This window comes from Micromonospora sp. NPDC047074 (assembly GCF_040643815.1).
GTDB lineage: Bacteria > Actinomycetota > Actinomycetes > Mycobacteriales > Micromonosporaceae > Micromonospora.
Window position 1 is genome coordinate 30,841 of record NZ_JBEYVB010000048.1, and the last position, 15,774, is coordinate 46,614.

At 74.5% G+C, this 15,774-nt stretch carries 14 protein-coding genes; 9 read left to right on the plus strand and 5 right to left on the minus strand.

From position 1 onward, the window contains the following. Nucleotides 1-139: 139 nt before the first annotated feature. A complete protein-coding gene (locus ABZ809_RS31280; protein WP_357566234.1) occupies nucleotides 140-925 on the minus strand; it encodes a DeoR/GlpR family DNA-binding transcription regulator in 786 nt (261 codons plus the stop codon). Between the two features lie 195 nt (nucleotides 926-1,120). Here ABZ809_RS31280 and ABZ809_RS31285 point away from each other — a divergent pair, with 195 nt between their 5' ends. Genes ABZ809_RS31285 through nagA form a run of 3 tightly spaced genes read left to right on the plus strand, consistent with a single transcriptional unit; the run spans nucleotide 1,121 to nucleotide 4,076 of the window. After that, a complete protein-coding gene (locus ABZ809_RS31285; RefSeq protein WP_357566235.1) occupies nucleotides 1,121-2,050 on the plus strand; it encodes an SIS domain-containing protein in 930 nt (309 codons plus the stop codon). After that, nucleotides 2,047-2,967 (plus strand): ROK family protein, encoded by a 921-nt coding sequence (locus ABZ809_RS31290; protein WP_357566236.1) that lies wholly within the window; start codon nucleotides 2,047-2,049, stop codon nucleotides 2,965-2,967. The genes ABZ809_RS31285 and ABZ809_RS31290 overlap by 4 nt, the downstream gene beginning before the upstream one ends. After that, nucleotides 2,967-4,076 (plus strand): N-acetylglucosamine-6-phosphate deacetylase, encoded by a 1,110-nt coding sequence (gene nagA / locus ABZ809_RS31295; protein ID WP_357566237.1) that lies wholly within the window; start codon nucleotides 2,967-2,969, stop codon nucleotides 4,074-4,076. The genes ABZ809_RS31290 and nagA overlap by 1 nt, the downstream gene beginning before the upstream one ends. 337 nt (nucleotides 4,077-4,413) lie before the next feature. Here the strand turns inward: nagA and ABZ809_RS31300 are convergent, their stop codons facing one another. Beyond that, the gene (locus ABZ809_RS31300) at nucleotides 4,414-5,625 is read right to left on the minus strand and encodes a DUF4032 domain-containing protein (protein ID WP_357566247.1); all 1,212 of its coding nucleotides are present in this window, start codon (nucleotides 5,623-5,625) and stop codon (nucleotides 4,414-4,416) included. A gap of 42 nt (nucleotides 5,626-5,667) precedes the next feature. On the opposite strand from ABZ809_RS31300, the gene ABZ809_RS31305 reads away from it, so the two are divergent. Continuing rightward, on the plus strand, nucleotides 5,668-6,504 hold the full coding sequence (locus ABZ809_RS31305) for a phosphatase PAP2 family protein (protein WP_357566238.1): 837 nt from the start codon (nucleotides 5,668-5,670) through the stop codon (nucleotides 6,502-6,504). Between the two features lie 9 nt (nucleotides 6,505-6,513). Further along, nucleotides 6,514-7,752, plus strand: a complete 1,239-nt coding sequence (locus ABZ809_RS31310) for an APC family permease (RefSeq protein ID WP_357566239.1) — start codon at nucleotides 6,514-6,516, stop codon at nucleotides 7,750-7,752. A gap of 4 nt (nucleotides 7,753-7,756) precedes the next feature. On the opposite strand, the gene ABZ809_RS31315 is transcribed toward ABZ809_RS31310, so the two are convergent. Then, nucleotides 7,757-9,535: an NAD-binding protein gene (locus tag ABZ809_RS31315; RefSeq protein ID WP_357566240.1), complete on the minus strand. Its 1,779-nt coding sequence runs from the start codon at nucleotides 9,533-9,535 to the stop codon at nucleotides 7,757-7,759. 116 nt (nucleotides 9,536-9,651) lie between these two features. Here ABZ809_RS31315 and ABZ809_RS31320 point away from each other — a divergent pair, with 116 nt between their 5' ends. From ABZ809_RS31320 to ABZ809_RS31335, 4 genes are all read left to right on the plus strand, one after another. Continuing rightward, entirely contained in the window at nucleotides 9,652-10,140 is a 489-nt protein-coding gene (locus ABZ809_RS31320; RefSeq protein ID WP_357566241.1) for an MSMEG_6728 family protein, read from the plus strand. Nucleotides 10,141-10,236: 96 nt separating this feature from the next. Further along, nucleotides 10,237-11,769, plus strand: coding sequence for an FAD-dependent oxidoreductase (locus tag ABZ809_RS31325; protein WP_357566242.1), 1,533 nt, complete (start codon nucleotides 10,237-10,239; stop codon nucleotides 11,767-11,769). 132 nt (nucleotides 11,770-11,901) lie between these two features. Then, nucleotides 11,902-13,083 (plus strand): hypothetical protein, encoded by a 1,182-nt coding sequence (locus tag ABZ809_RS31330; RefSeq protein WP_357566243.1) that lies wholly within the window; start codon nucleotides 11,902-11,904, stop codon nucleotides 13,081-13,083. Between the two features lie 251 nt (nucleotides 13,084-13,334). Then, nucleotides 13,335-13,778 (plus strand): HNH endonuclease, encoded by a 444-nt coding sequence (locus ABZ809_RS31335; RefSeq protein ID WP_357566244.1) that lies wholly within the window; start codon nucleotides 13,335-13,337, stop codon nucleotides 13,776-13,778. Between the two features lie 93 nt (nucleotides 13,779-13,871). On the opposite strand, the gene ABZ809_RS31340 is transcribed toward ABZ809_RS31335, so the two are convergent. Together ABZ809_RS31340 and ABZ809_RS31345 are read right to left on the minus strand one after the other, a co-directional pair. Next, a complete protein-coding gene (locus tag ABZ809_RS31340) occupies nucleotides 13,872-14,645 on the minus strand; it encodes an enoyl-CoA hydratase/isomerase family protein (RefSeq protein ID WP_357566248.1) in 774 nt (257 codons plus the stop codon). Nucleotides 14,646-14,772: 127 nt separating this feature from the next. Next, nucleotides 14,773-15,774: M4 family metallopeptidase (locus ABZ809_RS31345; RefSeq protein WP_357566245.1), on the minus strand; the 1,002-nt coding region annotated here is incomplete at its 5' end.

The following is a 15,774-nucleotide window of genomic DNA, read 5'->3' on the forward strand; positions in this document are numbered from 1 at the left end:
GATGGGCGTATGACACGCGACACCATACGCGGTATGCAACGCCACGCAATACCCGGTATGCATGCGACGCGCCGATCGGATGTTAGGAAGGGCCCCTTCCTATGCACCAGGCGTTAGGAAGGTGCCCTTCCTTTCAACGTCAGGCGCAGACGACGGTGACGCCGGCGGCGCGGAACGCGTCCACCACCTCGGGGTTGGCCCCGGAGTCGGTGACCAGCGTCTCCACCCGGTCCACCGGGCAGATCCGGGCGAACGCGTGCCCGCCCAGCTTGGACGAGTCGGCGATGATCACGACCCGCTTGGCCCGGGCCACCATGAGGTTGTTCATGGCCGCCTCGCCCTCATGGTGGGCGGCGGCGCCGAGCTGCGGGTCGATGGCGTCCACGCCGAGCAGGGCCACGTCCAGGGTGACCTCGCGCAGCAGCGCCCCGCCCAGCGGGCCGACCAGCTCGAACGACTTCGGGCGGACCACGCCGCCGGCCACCACGACCTTCATCCGGGACCGCACCAACAGCTCGTTGGCGATGTTCAGCGCGTTGGTGACCACGGTGAGCTGGGCGCCCTCGGCGCTGGTGTTCAGGTCGGGCCGGACGGCCAGCGCCCGGGCGACCTCCGTGCTGGTGGTGCCGCCGTTGAGGCCCACCACGGTGCCCGGCGAGACCAGCGCCGCCGCGGCGGTGCCGATTCGCTGCTTCTCGGCCGAGTGCTTGGCGGTCTTGTAGCGCAGCGGCAGGTCGTACGAGACGCCGTTGGCGACCGCGCCACCCCGGGTCCGGGTGATCATCTGCTGCTGGGCGAGCTGGTCGAAGTCGCGCCGGATGGTGGCCTGGGAGACGTCCAGCCGCTCGGCGGCCTCCTCGACGCTGACCCGGCCGCTGTCGGTCAGCATCTCGAGCAGGGCGTTCCATCTGGCGTACCGGTCCACCCCGTGCCCTCCAGTTACTGCGCGGTCGGTGATTGATTGCGTGCACAGTAGTGCGCGAAACTACGAGGACGCAAAACCTTGTTGTGCGCGATGCCCGACCCGGTTGCCACAGCCAGGCGCTTTCGCGCAGAATAACGCGCGAAAGGCGGCCCTTACGAGCCGTATTGCGCACCGCTCCCCTGGGTAGGAGTTCTCATGTCGTACGTCGACGCCGAGATCGCGAGCCAGCCCGACTGCTGGCGGGAGGCGGCGCGACTCGCCGTCACCGCGTCCGCCAGCCTTCCCCGCCCCGGCGAGCGGGTCGCCGTCGTGGGTTGCGGCACGTCGTGGTTCATGGCGATGGCGTACGCGGCCCGCCGCGAGCACCTCGGCCAGGGCGAGACCGACGCCTTCCAGGCCTCCGAGTTCCCCGCCGGTCGGCGCTACGACCGGCTCATCGCGATCACCCGCTCCGGCACCACCACCGAGGTCGCCGAACTGCTCGCCGCGTTGCGCGGGCGGGTGCCGACCACCGTCCTGGTCGGCGACCCGGACTCCCCGGCCGTCGCGCTGGCCGACGACGCGGTGACCATGCCCTTCGCCGACGAGCGCTCGGTGGTGCAGACCCGCTTCGCGACCACCGCGCTGGCCCTCCTCCGCGCCCACCTCGGCGACAACATCGACGCGCTCGCCGCCGACGCGGAGGTGGCCGTACGCGCCCCGCTGCCGATCGACCCGACCCGGATCGAGCAGGCCACCTTCCTCGGTCGCGGCTGGACGGTCGGGCTGGCCCAGGAGGCCGCGCTGAAGTGCCGCGAGGCGGCCACCTTCTGGGCCGAGGCGTACCCGGCGATGGACTACCGGCACGGGCCGATCTCGATCGCCGCGCCGGGCCGGCTGGTCTGGGCGTTCGGCGAGCTGCCCGACGGGCTGCCGGAGGACGTGGCCGCGACGGGCGCCGCGTTCGTGCACAGCCGCACCCACGGCTGCCGCACGGTGCTTGGCAGTTGGGCGGCGGGCCGGACGCCCGTCGACCCGATGGCCGACCTGATCCTGGCGCAACGGTTCGCCGTCGCGCTCGCCACCAGCCGGGGTCTCGACCCCGACGCGCCCCGGCACCTGAGCCGTTCCGTGGTACTCGCGTGAGTTCGACGGAGGTCGTCGTCGCGTTGGACGTCGGCGGCACCGGGATGAAGTGCGCCCTGGTCCGGCCGGACGGCACCGTGCCGCACACCGAGCGCCATCCCACCGACGCCGGGCGCGGCCCGGACGCCGTGATCGACACGATCCTGGAGGTCGCCGAGGGGCTGGCCGGAAAGGCCCGAGCCGACGCGCTCGACCCGGTCGCGGTCGGCATCGCGGTGCCCGGCGTGATCGACGAGGCGCGCGGAATCGCCGTCTGGTCGGCGAACGTGGGCTTCCGGGACGTACCGCTGCGGGACCTGGTGCAGAAGCGGCTCGGGCTGACGGCGGCGCTCGGCCACGACGTGCGCGTCGGCGGCCTGGCCGAGGCCCGGCTCGGCGCCGGCCGCGACGCCGGGCACGTCCTCTTCGTCGCGATCGGCACCGGGATCGCCGCCGCGCACCTGGTCGGCGGGACGGCGGCCACCGGCGCGCACGGCGCCGCCGGCGAGATCGGCCATGTGCTGGTACGCCCCGGCGGGCCGCGCTGCGGTTGCGGCCGCCGCGGATGCCTGGAGGCGGTGTCGTCCGCGTCCGCGATCGGCCGGCACTACACGGAGCGGGCCGGTGTCCCGACGACCGCCGCCGAGGTGGCCGAGCGGGCGGCGGCCGGCGAGCCGCTGGCGGCGGAGGTCTGGCGGGAGGCCGTCGAGGCGCTCGCCGACGGCCTCGCCACCGGTCAGGCCCTCTTCGACGTGGAGACCGTCGTGCTCGGCGGCGGGCTGGCGCGGGCCGGTGCGCTGCTGTTCGACCCGCTGCGGGCCGCGCTGCACGAACGGATGACGTTCCACCGGGAGCCGCGCCTGGTCGCGGCTGCCCTCGGCGACGAGGCCGGCTGCCTCGGCGCCGCCCTGCTCGCCCTCGACAGTCTGGAGAAGTGATGGCCCACCGGGTGAACGGCAAGGTGGTGACCCCGACCGGCGTGATCCGGCAGGGCTGCGTGGAGCTGACCGGCGATCGGATCACGGCGGTGGCCGAGTACCCGTCGGTACGCGACGGCCACTGGATCGTGCCCGGCTTCGTCGACATCCACACGCACGGCGGCGGCGGGCACACCTTCACCACGGGCGACGCCGAGCAGGCCCGGCAGGCCGCCGACTTCCACCTGCGGCACGGCACCACCACCCTGCTGGCCAGCCTGGTCAGCTCGCCGTTCGTCCTCATGCGCGCGGCGACCGAGGCATTCGCTCCGCTGGTCGCCGACGGGGTGCTGGCCGGCATCCACTTCGAGGGCCCGTACCTCTCCTCCGCCCGCTGCGGCGCCCAGAACCCCGAGTACCTCCGCGACCCGTCCACCGACGAGCTGACCGAGCTGATCGAGCTGGGCGGCGGGGCCGTCCGGATGGTCACCCTCGCTCCCGAGCGGGACGGTGCGCTGGAGGCGATCAAGCTGTTGACCGCGCACCGGGTGGTCGCCGCGGTCGGCCACACCGACGCCACGTACGACGAGACCCGCGCCGCCGTCGCGGCGGGCGCGAGCGTCGCCACCCACCTGTTCAACGGGATGCGGCCGGTGCACCACCGCGAGCCCGGTCCGGTGGTGGCCCTGCTGGACGCCCCGAACGTGGTCTGCGAACTGGTCGCCGACGGCGTGCACCTGCACGCCGGGATGCTGAACTTCGCCACCTCGACGGCCGGCCCCGAGCGGTCCGCCCTGATCACCGACGCGATGGCCGCTGCCGGCATGGCCGACGGCGAGTACGACCTGGGCGGCCAGGCGGTCACGGTGGCGGACGGGGTCGCCCGGCTGGCCCGCGACGGGGCGATCGCGGGTAGCACCCTGACCATGGACGCCGCGCTGCGGCACGCGGTGGCCGCCGGGATTCCGATCGCGGACGCCGTCCGGATGGCGGCCACCACGCCGGCCCGCGCGATCGGCCTCGGCGACCAGTTGGGCGCGCTCCAGGTCGGGCTCCGGGCCGACCTGGTGGTGCTCGACGACGACCTGAACGTGGTCCGGGTGATGCGTGAGGGCTCCTGGGTGGAGTGACCGGACGCGCTGCGCGGCGCTGGCCTGCGCGGGCCGGGCCGGGCTGGCGCGGCTCCGCCATGCCGGCTGCCGCGGGCGCTGTCGAGCTGCCCCACCTGTGAGACCACTGCGCCGGGCTGGCGTCATCGCCTCTGTAGGCCACGGCATGTGGGAGCTGCGACGAGGGCGTCCGGGATCTACCGGGGGACAGTACGGCGGCACGCACCCGCCGGGCCGCCCCATCCATAGGGGCAGCTCGACAGCGCCGGCCGAGGCACACCGGCCGGACACGAACGGCGGGCGCCGGACGGCCGGCAGCAGGCGGAGCGGCGGCAGGCGGAGCGGCGACAGTGGTCCGTCAGGCGACGGTGGGGACCTCGACGCCGAGCACGGCCTGCTCGTCGGGGCGGTGCACCAGCACGTCGGAGAGGAACGACTGCACGGCCGGGGCCATCCCGACGTCCCGGCCGGCCTGCTCGGAGAGCAGCCACTTGTGTTCGATGATCTGGGCGAAGAGTTCCTGCGGCTCCAGCTTGCGGCGCAACTGTGGCGGCACGGCCCGGACCACCGGCTCGAAGACCTCGGTCAGCCAGCGGTGCGCGGCCTGCTGCTCGTCCATCAGGTCGCTCTCGGCCCGGTAGGCGTCGAGGTCGTTGAGCAGCCGGCGGGCCTGGTTCTCCTCGGCGTCCAGGCCGGTCAGGCGGAGCAGCCGCCGGGTGTGGTAGCCGGCGTCGACCACCTTCGGGCGGACCAGGTAGCGCCCGTTGTCGATCGTGGACATGGCCACCTCGGCCACGTCGAAGCCCAGCTCGTTGAGGCGGCGGATCCGCCCCTCGATGTCGTGCCGGGCCTCCCGCTCGACCTGCTGCTCGTAGGTGATCTCGTGCCACAGCCGCTCGTAGCGCTGCACGACCTCCTCGCAGACCACCTCCGGGTCGATCGACTCGTGCAGCAGCCCGGCGGCCTGGAGGTCGAGCGCCTCGCCGAAGATGTTGACCCGGGCGATCTCCAGGTCCTCGCCGCGCTGGCCGTTGGAGAGGGAGTTGTGCAGGGCGCCGGTCTCGGCATCCACCAGGTAGGCGGCGAACGCGCCGGCGTCCCGGCGGAAGAGGGTGTTCGACAGCGAGCAGTCGCCCCAGAAGAAGCCTGTCAGGTGCATCCGGACGATCAGGGCGGCCAGCGCGTCGAGCAGCCGGCCCATCGTCTCCGGGCGCAGGGTGTGCGAGAAGAGCGCCCGGTAGGGCAGGGAGAACTGCAGGTGCCGGGTGATCAGCACCGGGTCGAGCGGCTCGCCGTCGTCGGTCTGCCGGTCGGCCACGATCGCCACCGCCTCCACCGACGGGAAGTCGATCCGCTCCAGGGCTCGGAGCAGGTCGTACTCCCGCTCGGCGACCCGCTCGCCGGTCTCCTTGACCGCGTAGACGTAGCCGCCCAGCCGGACGAAGCGGACGATGTGCCGGGAGATGCCCTGGGGCAGCGCCACCAGGTGCTGCGCAGGCCACTCCTCCAGCGGAGTCGACCAGGGGAGATCGAGCAACGCCGGGTCCACGAGGGCCGAGGTGATCCGCACGGCGACAAGTCTGCCGGCTGCGCCCATCGAGCGCCTCCATTCGTGGCTGGGCACACAGCCACCCCGGCCCGTCCCGGTCCGGCGCCGACCGGGGCCGGTAGCGTGGTCGGCGTGCGGGAGACCACGACGGTACGCGCGAAGGTGCGGCTCAGGCCGGTCCGACCGGCCGGCTGGTGGTTCGACGCGCTTTTGCTCACCGCCCTGATCGGGTTGACGGTGGCGCTCGCCGCCGAACAGTTCTTCGGGATCGACCGCGCGGTCGCCGACTGGTCGGAGGCGCACCGGCCGACGGTGGCGCACTGGACCGCGGTGGTCCTCAACTACCTCGGCCAGGGCACCCCGTTGACGCTGATCGCCCTGGGGCTCGGGGTGCTGCTCGCGGTGCGGCTGAGATCGGTCCGCCCGGTGCTGCCGCCGGTGCTCGCCTTCGCCCTCAGCTACCTCACCATCGGCCCGCTCAAGGTGTGGACCGCCCGGCCCGCGCCCAGCGCGAGCCTCAAGGAACCCTTCCTGCCCGCTGAGCAGACCCTGCCGTTGTTCCAGGACGAGTTGCCGTTGCGGTTCGCCCAGTCCTACCCGTCCGGCCACGTCGCGAACGCGATCCTCTGGTACGGCGTCATCGCGCTGCTGCTCGCCCCGCTGCTGCGCACGTTCGGCCGGACCGTGCCGCCCCGGCTGGTCACCGTGGTCCGGGTGGTGCCGCCGGTCGTCGTGCTCTGCACCACCACCTACCTGGGCTTTCACTGGCTGACCGACTCGGTCGCCGGCCTGCTGCTGGGGCTGCTGCTCGACCGGCTGGTGCACCGGGTGCCGTGGGACGACCTGCCGTTGCCGGGGGCGCTGCGGGACTGGAACCGCCCGTTCATCTCCGCCCCCTAGGGTCGCGCCGTGGATCAACTGGCGCGCCGGCTGGGCGTACGGGATGCGGTGGTCGTCGGGCTGGGGTCGATGCTCGGCGCGGGCGTCTTCGTGGTCTTCGCGCCCGCCGCCGCGGCCGCCGGCGGGGCCGGGCTGCTGGCGGCGCTCGTACTGGCCGGCTTCATCGCCTTCTGCAACGCGACCAGTTCGGCCCGGCTCGCGGCCCGCCACCCCGAGTCCGGCGGCACCTACGTGTACGGCCGGGAACGCCTCGGCCCGTTCGCCGGTTTCCTGGCCGGCTGGGGTTTCGTGGTCGGCAAGACGGCGAGCTGCGCGGCGATGGCGCTGACCATCGGGGCGTACCTCTGGCCGGGGCAGGCCCGGCTCGTCGCCGTCGCCGCAGTGGCGGCGGTGACCGCGGTGAACCTGCGCGGCATCGGCAAGACCGCCGCCGCGACGAAGATCCTGGTGGGCGTGGTGCTGGCGGTGCTGGCCCTGGTCGCGGTGACCGGCGCGGTCGGCGGCGACGTGTCGCTCGATCGGCTCGGTGACCTCGGCGGCGGCGGACGGGGCGTGCTCACCGCCGCCGGCCTGCTCTTCTTCGCCTTCGCCGGGTACGCGCGGATCGCCACCCTCGGCGAGGAGGTACGCGCCCCGGAGCGGACCATCCCCCGGGCCGTCCCGCTGGCCCTCGGCGTGGTGCTGGCGGTCTACCTGGTGCTCGCCGTGGTGACGGTCGGCGTGCTCGGGGCCGACCGGCTGGCCGGTTCCGCCGCGCCCCTGGCCGACGTGGTGACCGCCGCCGGGCTGCCCGATCTGGCCTGGCTGGTCCGGGCCGGGGCGACCGTGGCGGTGACCGGGGTGCTGCTCTCCCTGCTCGCCGGGGTGGGGCGCACCGCGCTGGCGATGGCCCGCCGCCGCGACCTGCCGGGGGCGCTCGCCGCCGTCCATCCCGTCCACCGGGTGCCGCACCGGGCGGAGCTGGCGGTGGCCGCCGTGGTCGTGGCGATCGTGCTGCTGGGCGACGTACGCGACGCGATCGGCTTCTCCAGCTTCACGGTGCTGGTCTACTACGCGATCACCAACGCCGCCGCGCTGACCCTCGGCCGGGACCGGGGCCGGCGGCTGCCGGTGCGGGCGCTGGCCGTGCTGGGGCTGGCCGGCTGCCTGCTGCTCGCGGTCAACCTGCCGCTGTCCAGCGTGCTCGCCGGCGGTGCCGTGCTCGCCCTCGGCGCCCTCTGGTACGCCGCACGTCCCCGGCGGGTCTGACGGGTCACTCCTCCGCCTGCCGGGGCACCGGCGTCGCGGAGGGCTCCGGCGGGGGCGGCGCCGCCTCGCGGAGCAGGGCGTTCAGGCCGGCCCGGCGGGCCACCACCGTCAGCCGGTCGCCCGCGACGATCACCAGACGCGGGTCGGGTGCCCAGTCGAGGCGCTGGCCGGCCCGGGTGTGCCCCAGCAGGCGTACGCTCTCGGCCCGCCCGACGGCGGCGAGCGGCCGGCCGTCCAGCGACGAGCCGGCCGCGACGGAGACCTCGGTGACCAGCAACGCGTGCCGGCCGACGGGGATGGTGGCGATCACCGCGCGGTCCAGCAGCGCGGCGGCGAACGACGGCGCGGCGAGGTAGGACACGCTGCGCGAGACGCCGATGCCGAACGCCTGCTGGATGCGTTCGGCGAAGTGGCCGTCGAAGAGGCGCAGCACCACCTGGAGTTCCGGGTTGACGGCCCGGCCGATGAGCGCCGCCTGGAGGTTGGTCTCGTCGTCGGTGGAGACCACCACCAGCGCCTGGCAGCCGCCCACGGACGCCGACTGGAGGGTCTCCTCCAGCGCGGCGTCGCCCACGATCAGCGGTACGCCCAACCGCCGGGCCAGCGCCCCACCGCGCGGCTCGGCCAGCTTGTCGATCGCCACCACCTCGACGCCGAAGTCGCAGAGCTGGGCCATCACCCGGGTGCCGACGTTGCCCAGCCCGACCACCACCACGTGCCCGGAGCGCTCCGGCTGGATGCGGCCGGAGTGCAGGGCCAGCCGGGCGTTGACGACGCCGTCCACCACCACGGCGGTGATCAGCGGGATCAGCGCCAGCCCGGCGAGGTTGAGCACCACCTGCATGATCTGCTCGGCGGCTGGCTTGTTCGGATCCGGATCCTGCCCGGTCAGGGTGGTCACCAGCGTCAGGTAGAGCGAGTCGGCCCAGCCCCGGTGCGAGGCATAGCTGTTGAGCCAGCCGAGCCCGCCGATCACCGCCAGCAGCACGATCACCGCGACACCGATCTTGCGGGTGGCGAAGCTGCGTACCGCCCGCAGCAGCACCGTCGCCGGGCGGCGGCGTCGGCGGGCCCGCACCAGCCGGCGGGCGGCCAGCTCGGTCCCGGGCGGCGTCCCGGTCGCCTCGGCGATCACCAGGTCGGCCGCGCCCTCGTCGGCGGGCAGCAGCCGGACCTGCTGCGGGTCGCGGGTGTCGGCCACGCCGCAGACCACGTCCGTCGGGCGTACGTCGTCGCGGCGGGCCACGTAGAGGGTGCGCCCGCCGTGCCGGAAGTGGGTGGGGGCGACCTCCCCGAGGGCCGCGGCCACGAACGCGGGGGCCGCCATGGAGGCGTCGGAGAGCACCGCCGAGTCGGGGAAGATCTGTCGCACCCCGTTGGCGAGGCCGGTGTTGAACATCCGTACCACCAGCCGCAGCCGGGGCTCGACCTCCTGCGCGCAGAGCGCGGCGTGCATGTTGCCGACGTCGTCCTGGTGCAGCAGGGCCAGCCCGTCGGCGCCGGCCAGCCCGGCCCGGCGGAAGGTGACCTCGTCAAGCCGGTCCGCCCGCACCACGTCCACGCCCGGGAGATCCCGCCCGTCGGGCTCGTCGGAGCTCGGGCGTTCCGGCACGACCAGGGTGATCCGGACCCGGCCGGCCTGCAACTCGGTGGCGAGCAGCGTCCGCATCACCCAGTAGGCGAGAGCGTCGCGGCCGCAGATCACGTAGTGCGCCCGCGCGTCCCCGTTGACCCGGAGCCGCCGACCGGCACGCCGCGCACGATCCAGTAGGGGCTCCGCCATGCGCCGCATCGTAGTCAGCCGGTCGCGCCGCGCGCAGCCCCTTGATCACGAACAAGGGTCGCCGGGTCCCGGCGCGCCGGCAGATTCCCCGGCCCGTTGCCGGGTAGACCAGCGACATGCAGACGTTCCTGCCGTACCCGGACTTTCTGGCCAGCGCCCGGACCCTGGACCAGAAGCGGCTGGGCAAGCAGCGGGTGGAGACCATCCAGGTGCTGCGCGGGCTGACCTGGCCCACGTACGGCTGGCGCAACCACCCGGCGGTGAAGATGTGGGCCGGGTACGAGGAGGCCCTGACCCGGTACGGGCTGGACGTCTGCGCGGTCTGGTGCGAGCCGGGCCGGGCGGACACGTGCGCGGCCACGATGACCGCCGACCTCGCCGCCGCCTGCGGGCTGACCCGGGTCCGCACCCAACGGGAGCTGGCCGAGGCAGGGGAGCTGCCGCCCTGGCTGGGCCGCGACGACCTGCACCTGAGCCACCGCTCGTCGCTGCTGCGCAAGGACCCCGGGCACTACGGCCCGATCTTCGGCGACGGCGTCCCGCCCGACCTGGAGTACGTCTGGCCCGCCTCCGACCGCGAGCGCCGCTGCCTCCCGCCCACGTGAAAGGAAGGGCACCTTGTTAACGCTTTAGGTAGAGGAAGGGTCCCTTCCTTACACCTGGGGCGGGAGACTGGAGACCCACCTGGCGGGAAGGTGCACATGGCGCTGTCGCAAGTGGTCGGTCGGCTCGTCGGCGTACGCGAGCACGTGGTGGACCCGGGCGGTGGTGGCGCCCCCCGCGTGCCGCACCCGGTCGAGGCCGTGGTGGTCGGCGGCGGGATCGCCGGCATGTCGGCGGCGGCGGTGCTGGCCGAACGCGGGGTGACGGTGACCGTGCTGGAGGCCGCGCCGACCCTCGGCGGCCGGCTCGGGGCCTGGCCGGAGACGCTCGCCGACGGCACCCGGCAGACCAACGAGCACGGCTTCCACGCGTTCTTCCGGCAGTACTACAACTGGCGGTCCATCCTGCGCCGCGCCGACCCGGAACTGGGCTTCCTGAAGCCGATCCCCGGCTATCCGGTCCTCAGCGAGCGGTGGCCCACCGAGGAGTTCGGCCGGCTGCCGCCCGCGCCACCGGCGAACCTCCTGGCGCTGCTGCTGCGCAGTCCCAGCCTGCGCCTGGCCGACCTGCGCCGGATGGACCGGGACGCCGCGCTGCCGCTGCTCGCCTACGACCCGGTGCGCACGTACGCGGAGTTCGACGACTCCACCGCCGACGCGCTGCTCACCTCGCTGGGGCTGCCCGACCGGGCCCGCGCGATGCTCTTCGAGGTCTTCTCCCACTCGTTCTTCAACCACGAGGCGGAGATGTCGGCGGCGGAGATGATCGCCCAGTTCCACTTCTACCTGCTCGGCAACCCTGAAGGGCTGGCCTTCGACTGCCCTGACGAGGACTACGCGACGGCGATCTGGGGGCCGCTGGCCCGGCACGTCGAGCGGCACGGCGGCCGGGTGGTGACCGGGGCCGCCGCCACCGCGCTGAGCCGCGACGGCGCCGGCTGGCGGGTGGCGACCGCCGACGGCACGTCGTACCCGGCCGGGCACGTCGTGCTCGCCGTCGACCCGCCGGCCCTGGCCGCGCTGGTCGCGGCCTCGCCCGGCCTGGGCGACCACGCGCCCCGGCTGGTGGCGCGGATGCCCGCCTTCGGCCGGCCCGGTCCGCCGTACGCGGTGGCGCGCTACTGGTGCGACGGGGACGTCTCGGCCGACCGGGCGGTGTTCAGCGGGGTGTCCCGGCAGCCCACCCTGGACTCGGTGACCCTCTACCACCGGCTGGAGGACGAGCCCCGCCGCTGGGCCGAGCGCACCGGCGGCTCGGTCGTCGAGCTGCACGCGTACGCCTGCGAGCCGGGCGTGCCCGCCGAGGAGCTGGCCGAACGGATGCGGGCCGAGCTGGTCGCGCTCTGGCCGGAGGCGGCCGGGCTGCGGGTCCGCGAGTTGCGCGCCCGGGTCGAGGCGCAGGCGCCGGCGTTCACGCCCGGCAGCCACGCCTGGCGGCCGGGGGTACGCACTGACGCCGAGGGGCTGTACCTGGCCGGCGACGGCATCCGGACCGACTTTCCCAGCGCGTTGATGGAACGCGCGGCGGCGACCGGGATCATCGCGGCCAACCACGTCCTGCGGGCCGAGGGCGGCGCGGCCGAACCGGTCCGCTCGATCCGACCCCGGGGCCTGCTCGCCGGGCGGGGCTAGACCGGCCTCGGGGTCTACGCGCCGGGCGGGCACGACCGGGCCTGCTCGCCCGGCGATGATGAGCAAAACGGGCAAAACGGCCGTTCGGCTGGCCTAGGCTGATCGTCTGGGATGAGCCGGGAGGTCAGCGGGATGCCGCCGCACACGGACGACGGCCCGCTCGTCGCCGACGTGCCGCGGGACGACGCGTACCCGCTGATCCGGGACGAGCGGGCCTGCGTCGTGACCGCGCTCCGGCTCGGCTGGTGGATGGCGGACGCCTACCACCACGCGCAGACGGCCGAGCTGCTCGGCCCCGACCGGCCGGCGGGCGCACCGGCGAAGCTCTCCAACCTGACCGAGATGTCGGGGCGGCGGCGCATGCAGATGTACCTGGACGGCGTGGAGGTGGCGCTCGCCCAGATCGCCGAGCTGACCCGGCGCGTCGGCCCCACACCCGCCACCGCCGACGCGCGGGACCGGGTGGCCGGCGGGTCCGGCGACGCCCTGCTGCTCGCCCTCGACGACCTGAACGTGGAGCTGCTGCGCTGGACGATGGCCACCAACCAGCGGGTGGGGCTGGCGTACCGGCTGGGGCGCTCGCTGGCCGACACCGTCCGGTACGGCGACGCGGTCCGCAACGGCGACGCCGGGCAGGTGGCGCACCGCTTCGGCGGCCGGCAGTTCGAGATCGGCCGCTGGCTGGGCGAGCTTGCCAGCGTGCTGCCCCCGTACTCGGCCGCGGTGGTCCGCCGCTCGCTGTCGACGTGGACGTCGGCGGTCACCCGGGCGGCCGTGGGCGACCCGGCTGAGGCGGGTCTGCCCGAGCTGGCCCGCGAGCTGCGCAACCAGGGCGAGCTGTGGCAGGGCGTACTCACCGGCGGGCTGCACCCGAGGGACCTGCTGGACGAGGAGGACTACGCGATCGTCGCCCGGAACCTGATCGTCCGGGACCGGAAGCTGGTGGTGCAGGCCGTGCGGGGAATCTTCTGGCCGGTGCTCGTACCGCTGCTCGCCGTGCTGTTCGCCGTGGTGGGGGTGAGCGCGCTCGCCGCCGCCGGCTCGCCGGTGACCCGGGCCGCCGTGGCCCTGCTCGGGCTGGGCGCCGGGCTGGCCGCGATCTGGCGTACCGTCTCGGGGCCCGCGCTCGCGGTCGCCGCGGAGGTCAACCGGCCGCTGCTGGAGAGCGAGCTGACCGCGCGGATGGCCGTACGCATCGACCGGCCGCTGGCCGCCGCGCGGGCCACCGGCCGGGCCCGCCGGCAGCGCCGCCCCGACGAGCCGCGATCCCGATCGAAATCCGTTGCCCCTCTCTCCCCCGCCGACCTACCGTGATCGCGCAAGGTCAACCACCGCCACGGGAGCTGGTCATGTCGATGTCGCACGTCAACCGCGTGCCGTCGGGCCTGCCCACGCGTCCGGCGACGTCGGCGAGCGGCGGCGGTGACCGCGCCGAAGACCCCGGGGGCGGCCGGCCCGACTGACGTGTGCCCGCACGACGTCGAGCCGCCCGTCCGCACCAGGACCGGGCGGCTCTTTCGTTGTCCGGCCCGTCCAGATCGTCACCGCCACGAAGGGAGACACCGGTGGACGCCGTCCTCGTCGTCAACGCCGACCTCGGCCCGCTGCACCGGGTCACCGTCCAGCACGCGATCCGGATGCTCTGCCGTCGGGTCGCCGAGATCCACGAGGCCGAGCCGGACCGGGTGATCGGGGTGTTCCCGGTTCCCCGGGTGGTGCGTCTCGTCCGCTACGTGGTGACCCGGTGGCGGTTCAGCGCCGGCCCGGCCTGGTCCCGCGCCGGCGTGCTGCGCCGCGACGGGCGCTGCTGCGCGTACTGCGGTGGGCCGGCCGGCACCGTCGACCACGTCCTGCCCCGCTCGCGCGGCGGCCGGAACACCTGGCGGAACACGACCGCCGCCTGCTACGGCTGCAACCAGCGCAAGGGCGACCGGACGCCGGCCGAGGCGGGCATGCCGCTGCGGCGTGAGCCGGCGACCCCGACCTGGGCGTCGCTGGCGGGTCGGTGACGGACCGGCCGGCGGGAACGGGGGGCCGCGTCGGGGCGTACGACCTCGGCGCGGCACCCGTCGGCCCCACGTCTTCGGACCCGCGACCAAGGGTCAGGGCCGGGCGGGGGGTGCCCAGCCGAAGGCGGGCGGGCGGCGCTCGTGGAACGCGGCCACGCCCTCGCGGGCCTCGCCACTGGCCCGGACCTGCCCGTGCCACCAGGTGATCCGGTCCTGGTCCGCGCGGCCGTCGACGATCTCCTTGGCCGCGGCGACGCTGAGCTGCGAGCGGGCGGCCACGGCGGCGGTCAGCTCGTCCACCCGGGCGGCGAGCCCGTCGGCCGGCAACACCTCGTCGACCAGGCCCACCCGCAGCGCCCGCTCGGCGTCGATCAACTCCGCACTGAAGAGCAGGTGCTTGGCGGCGGCCGGGCCGACCAGCCGGGCCAGCCGGCGGGTGGTGGGTGCCGGGTACACCAGGCCCAGCCGTGCCGGTGGCACGCCGAACCGCGCGTCGGCGGCGGCGATCCGCAGGTCGCAGGCGACCGCGAGCTGGCAGCCGCCGCCCACGCACGCGCCCCGGACGGCGGCGACGGTCGGCTTGGCGAAGGCGGCGAGCCGCTCCTCGGCGGCGACCGCGATGCTGTCGTCCCCGGCGTCCAGCAGTTCGTCCAGGTCACCCAGGTCCGCGCCGGCACAGAAGGTGCCCTCGGCGCCGGTGAGCACCAGCACCCGGACGGCGGGATCGGCCTCCAGCCCGTCGAGCAGCTCCGGCAGCCGCCGCCACATGCCGGTCGTCATCGCGTTGCGCCGGGCCGGGTTGTGGATCACCACCGTGGCCACCGGCCCGGTCACCTCGACGAGGAGTTCCGCGTCCGCCACCGTCACCATCCCCTTCGACCGTCGGCGGCCCACCGCCGGGGTCGGCGGCGCGCCGGTGCGGCGACCATAGCGACGAGGGCCCGACGACCACCCGGGCGGGGTGGTCGCCGGGCCCGACGACGGCGTGGCTAGGTCAGGAGACGTTCAGCGCGGTGTCGTCCACGACGAAGGACGTCTGGAGCGAGGAGTCCTCGGTGCCGGTGAACTTCAGGGTCACGGTCTGCCCCTTGTACGCGGCCAGCGAGAACGACTTCTGGCTGTACCCGGCGGCCTTGTTCAGGTTCGAGTACGTGGCCAGGGTCGCCAGCACCGTCCCGGAGGAGTTGAGCACCTGCACCCGCAGCGTGTCGTACGCGGTGCCGGTGGTGGTCTCCGCCGAGTCGATGTGCAGCCAGAAGGTGAAGTTGTACGACGTGCAGCCCTGCGGCAGGCTCACCGACTGGGCAAGCGTGTCGGTGCGGGTGGTCCCGTACCCGTTCAGCCAGGCGCTCCAGGTGCCGGTGCGGGCCGGCTGGTCGGTGCCGTGCTGGCCGATCACGCCCGAGGTCTGCGTCCAGCCGGTGGCACCGGACTCGAAGCCCGAGTTGCCGAGCTTCTGGCCCGGGCTGGTGCAGCCGCCGCCGGTGCCGTTCACGGTCAGCGTGTAGCTGGCGCTGCGGGTGACCGAGCCGGCCCCGTTCACGGTGACCGTGTAGGTGCCGGGGGCGGTGCTGGCCGTGGTGGCGACGGTCAGCGTCGACGAGCCGCCGGAGGTGACCGAGGCCGGGCTGAACGAGGCGGTCGCCCCGCTCGGCAGGCCGGTGGCCGACAGCGTCACGGTCTGCGCCGTGCCGCTGGTGGTGGCGGTGGCCACGGTGCTGGAGACCGAGCCGCCCGGGTTCACCGCGCCGGAGGTCGGCGAGAGCGACACCGAGAAGTCGTTCCCGGTCGAGCACGGCGCGTCGTTACCGGCCACGTTCACGGCGGTCCAGGCGGCCTGGACGGTCTTGTACTCGGTGGAGCAGCTGCCGTACAGGTCGGTGGCGGCGCGCAGGCTGTAGGCGCGGGCGGTGTTGGCGGGGTTGCTGGTGTTGACGTAGGCGGTGTTGGAGGTGAAGTAGGCGTCCAGGGCCCGCCACCAGATCTTCTCGGCCTT

Bases quoted from the DNA above. Each gene is read 5' to 3' on its own strand.
- ABZ809_RS31285 (WP_357566235.1), top strand. From the start codon at position 1,121: ATGTCGTACGTCGACGCCGAGATCGCGAGCCAGCCCGACTGCTGGCGG.
- nagA (WP_357566237.1), top strand. From the start codon at position 2,967: ATGGCCCACCGGGTGAACGGCAAGGTGGTGACCCCGACCGGCGTGATC.
- ABZ809_RS31315 (WP_357566240.1), bottom strand. From the start codon at position 9,535: ATGGCGGAGCCCCTACTGGATCGTGCGCGGCGTGCCGGTCGGCGGCTC.
- ABZ809_RS31320 (WP_357566241.1), top strand. From the start codon at position 9,652: ATGCAGACGTTCCTGCCGTACCCGGACTTTCTGGCCAGCGCCCGGACC.
- ABZ809_RS31325 (WP_357566242.1), top strand. From the start codon at position 10,237: ATGGCGCTGTCGCAAGTGGTCGGTCGGCTCGTCGGCGTACGCGAGCAC.
- ABZ809_RS31330 (WP_357566243.1), top strand. From the start codon at position 11,902: ATGCCGCCGCACACGGACGACGGCCCGCTCGTCGCCGACGTGCCGCGG.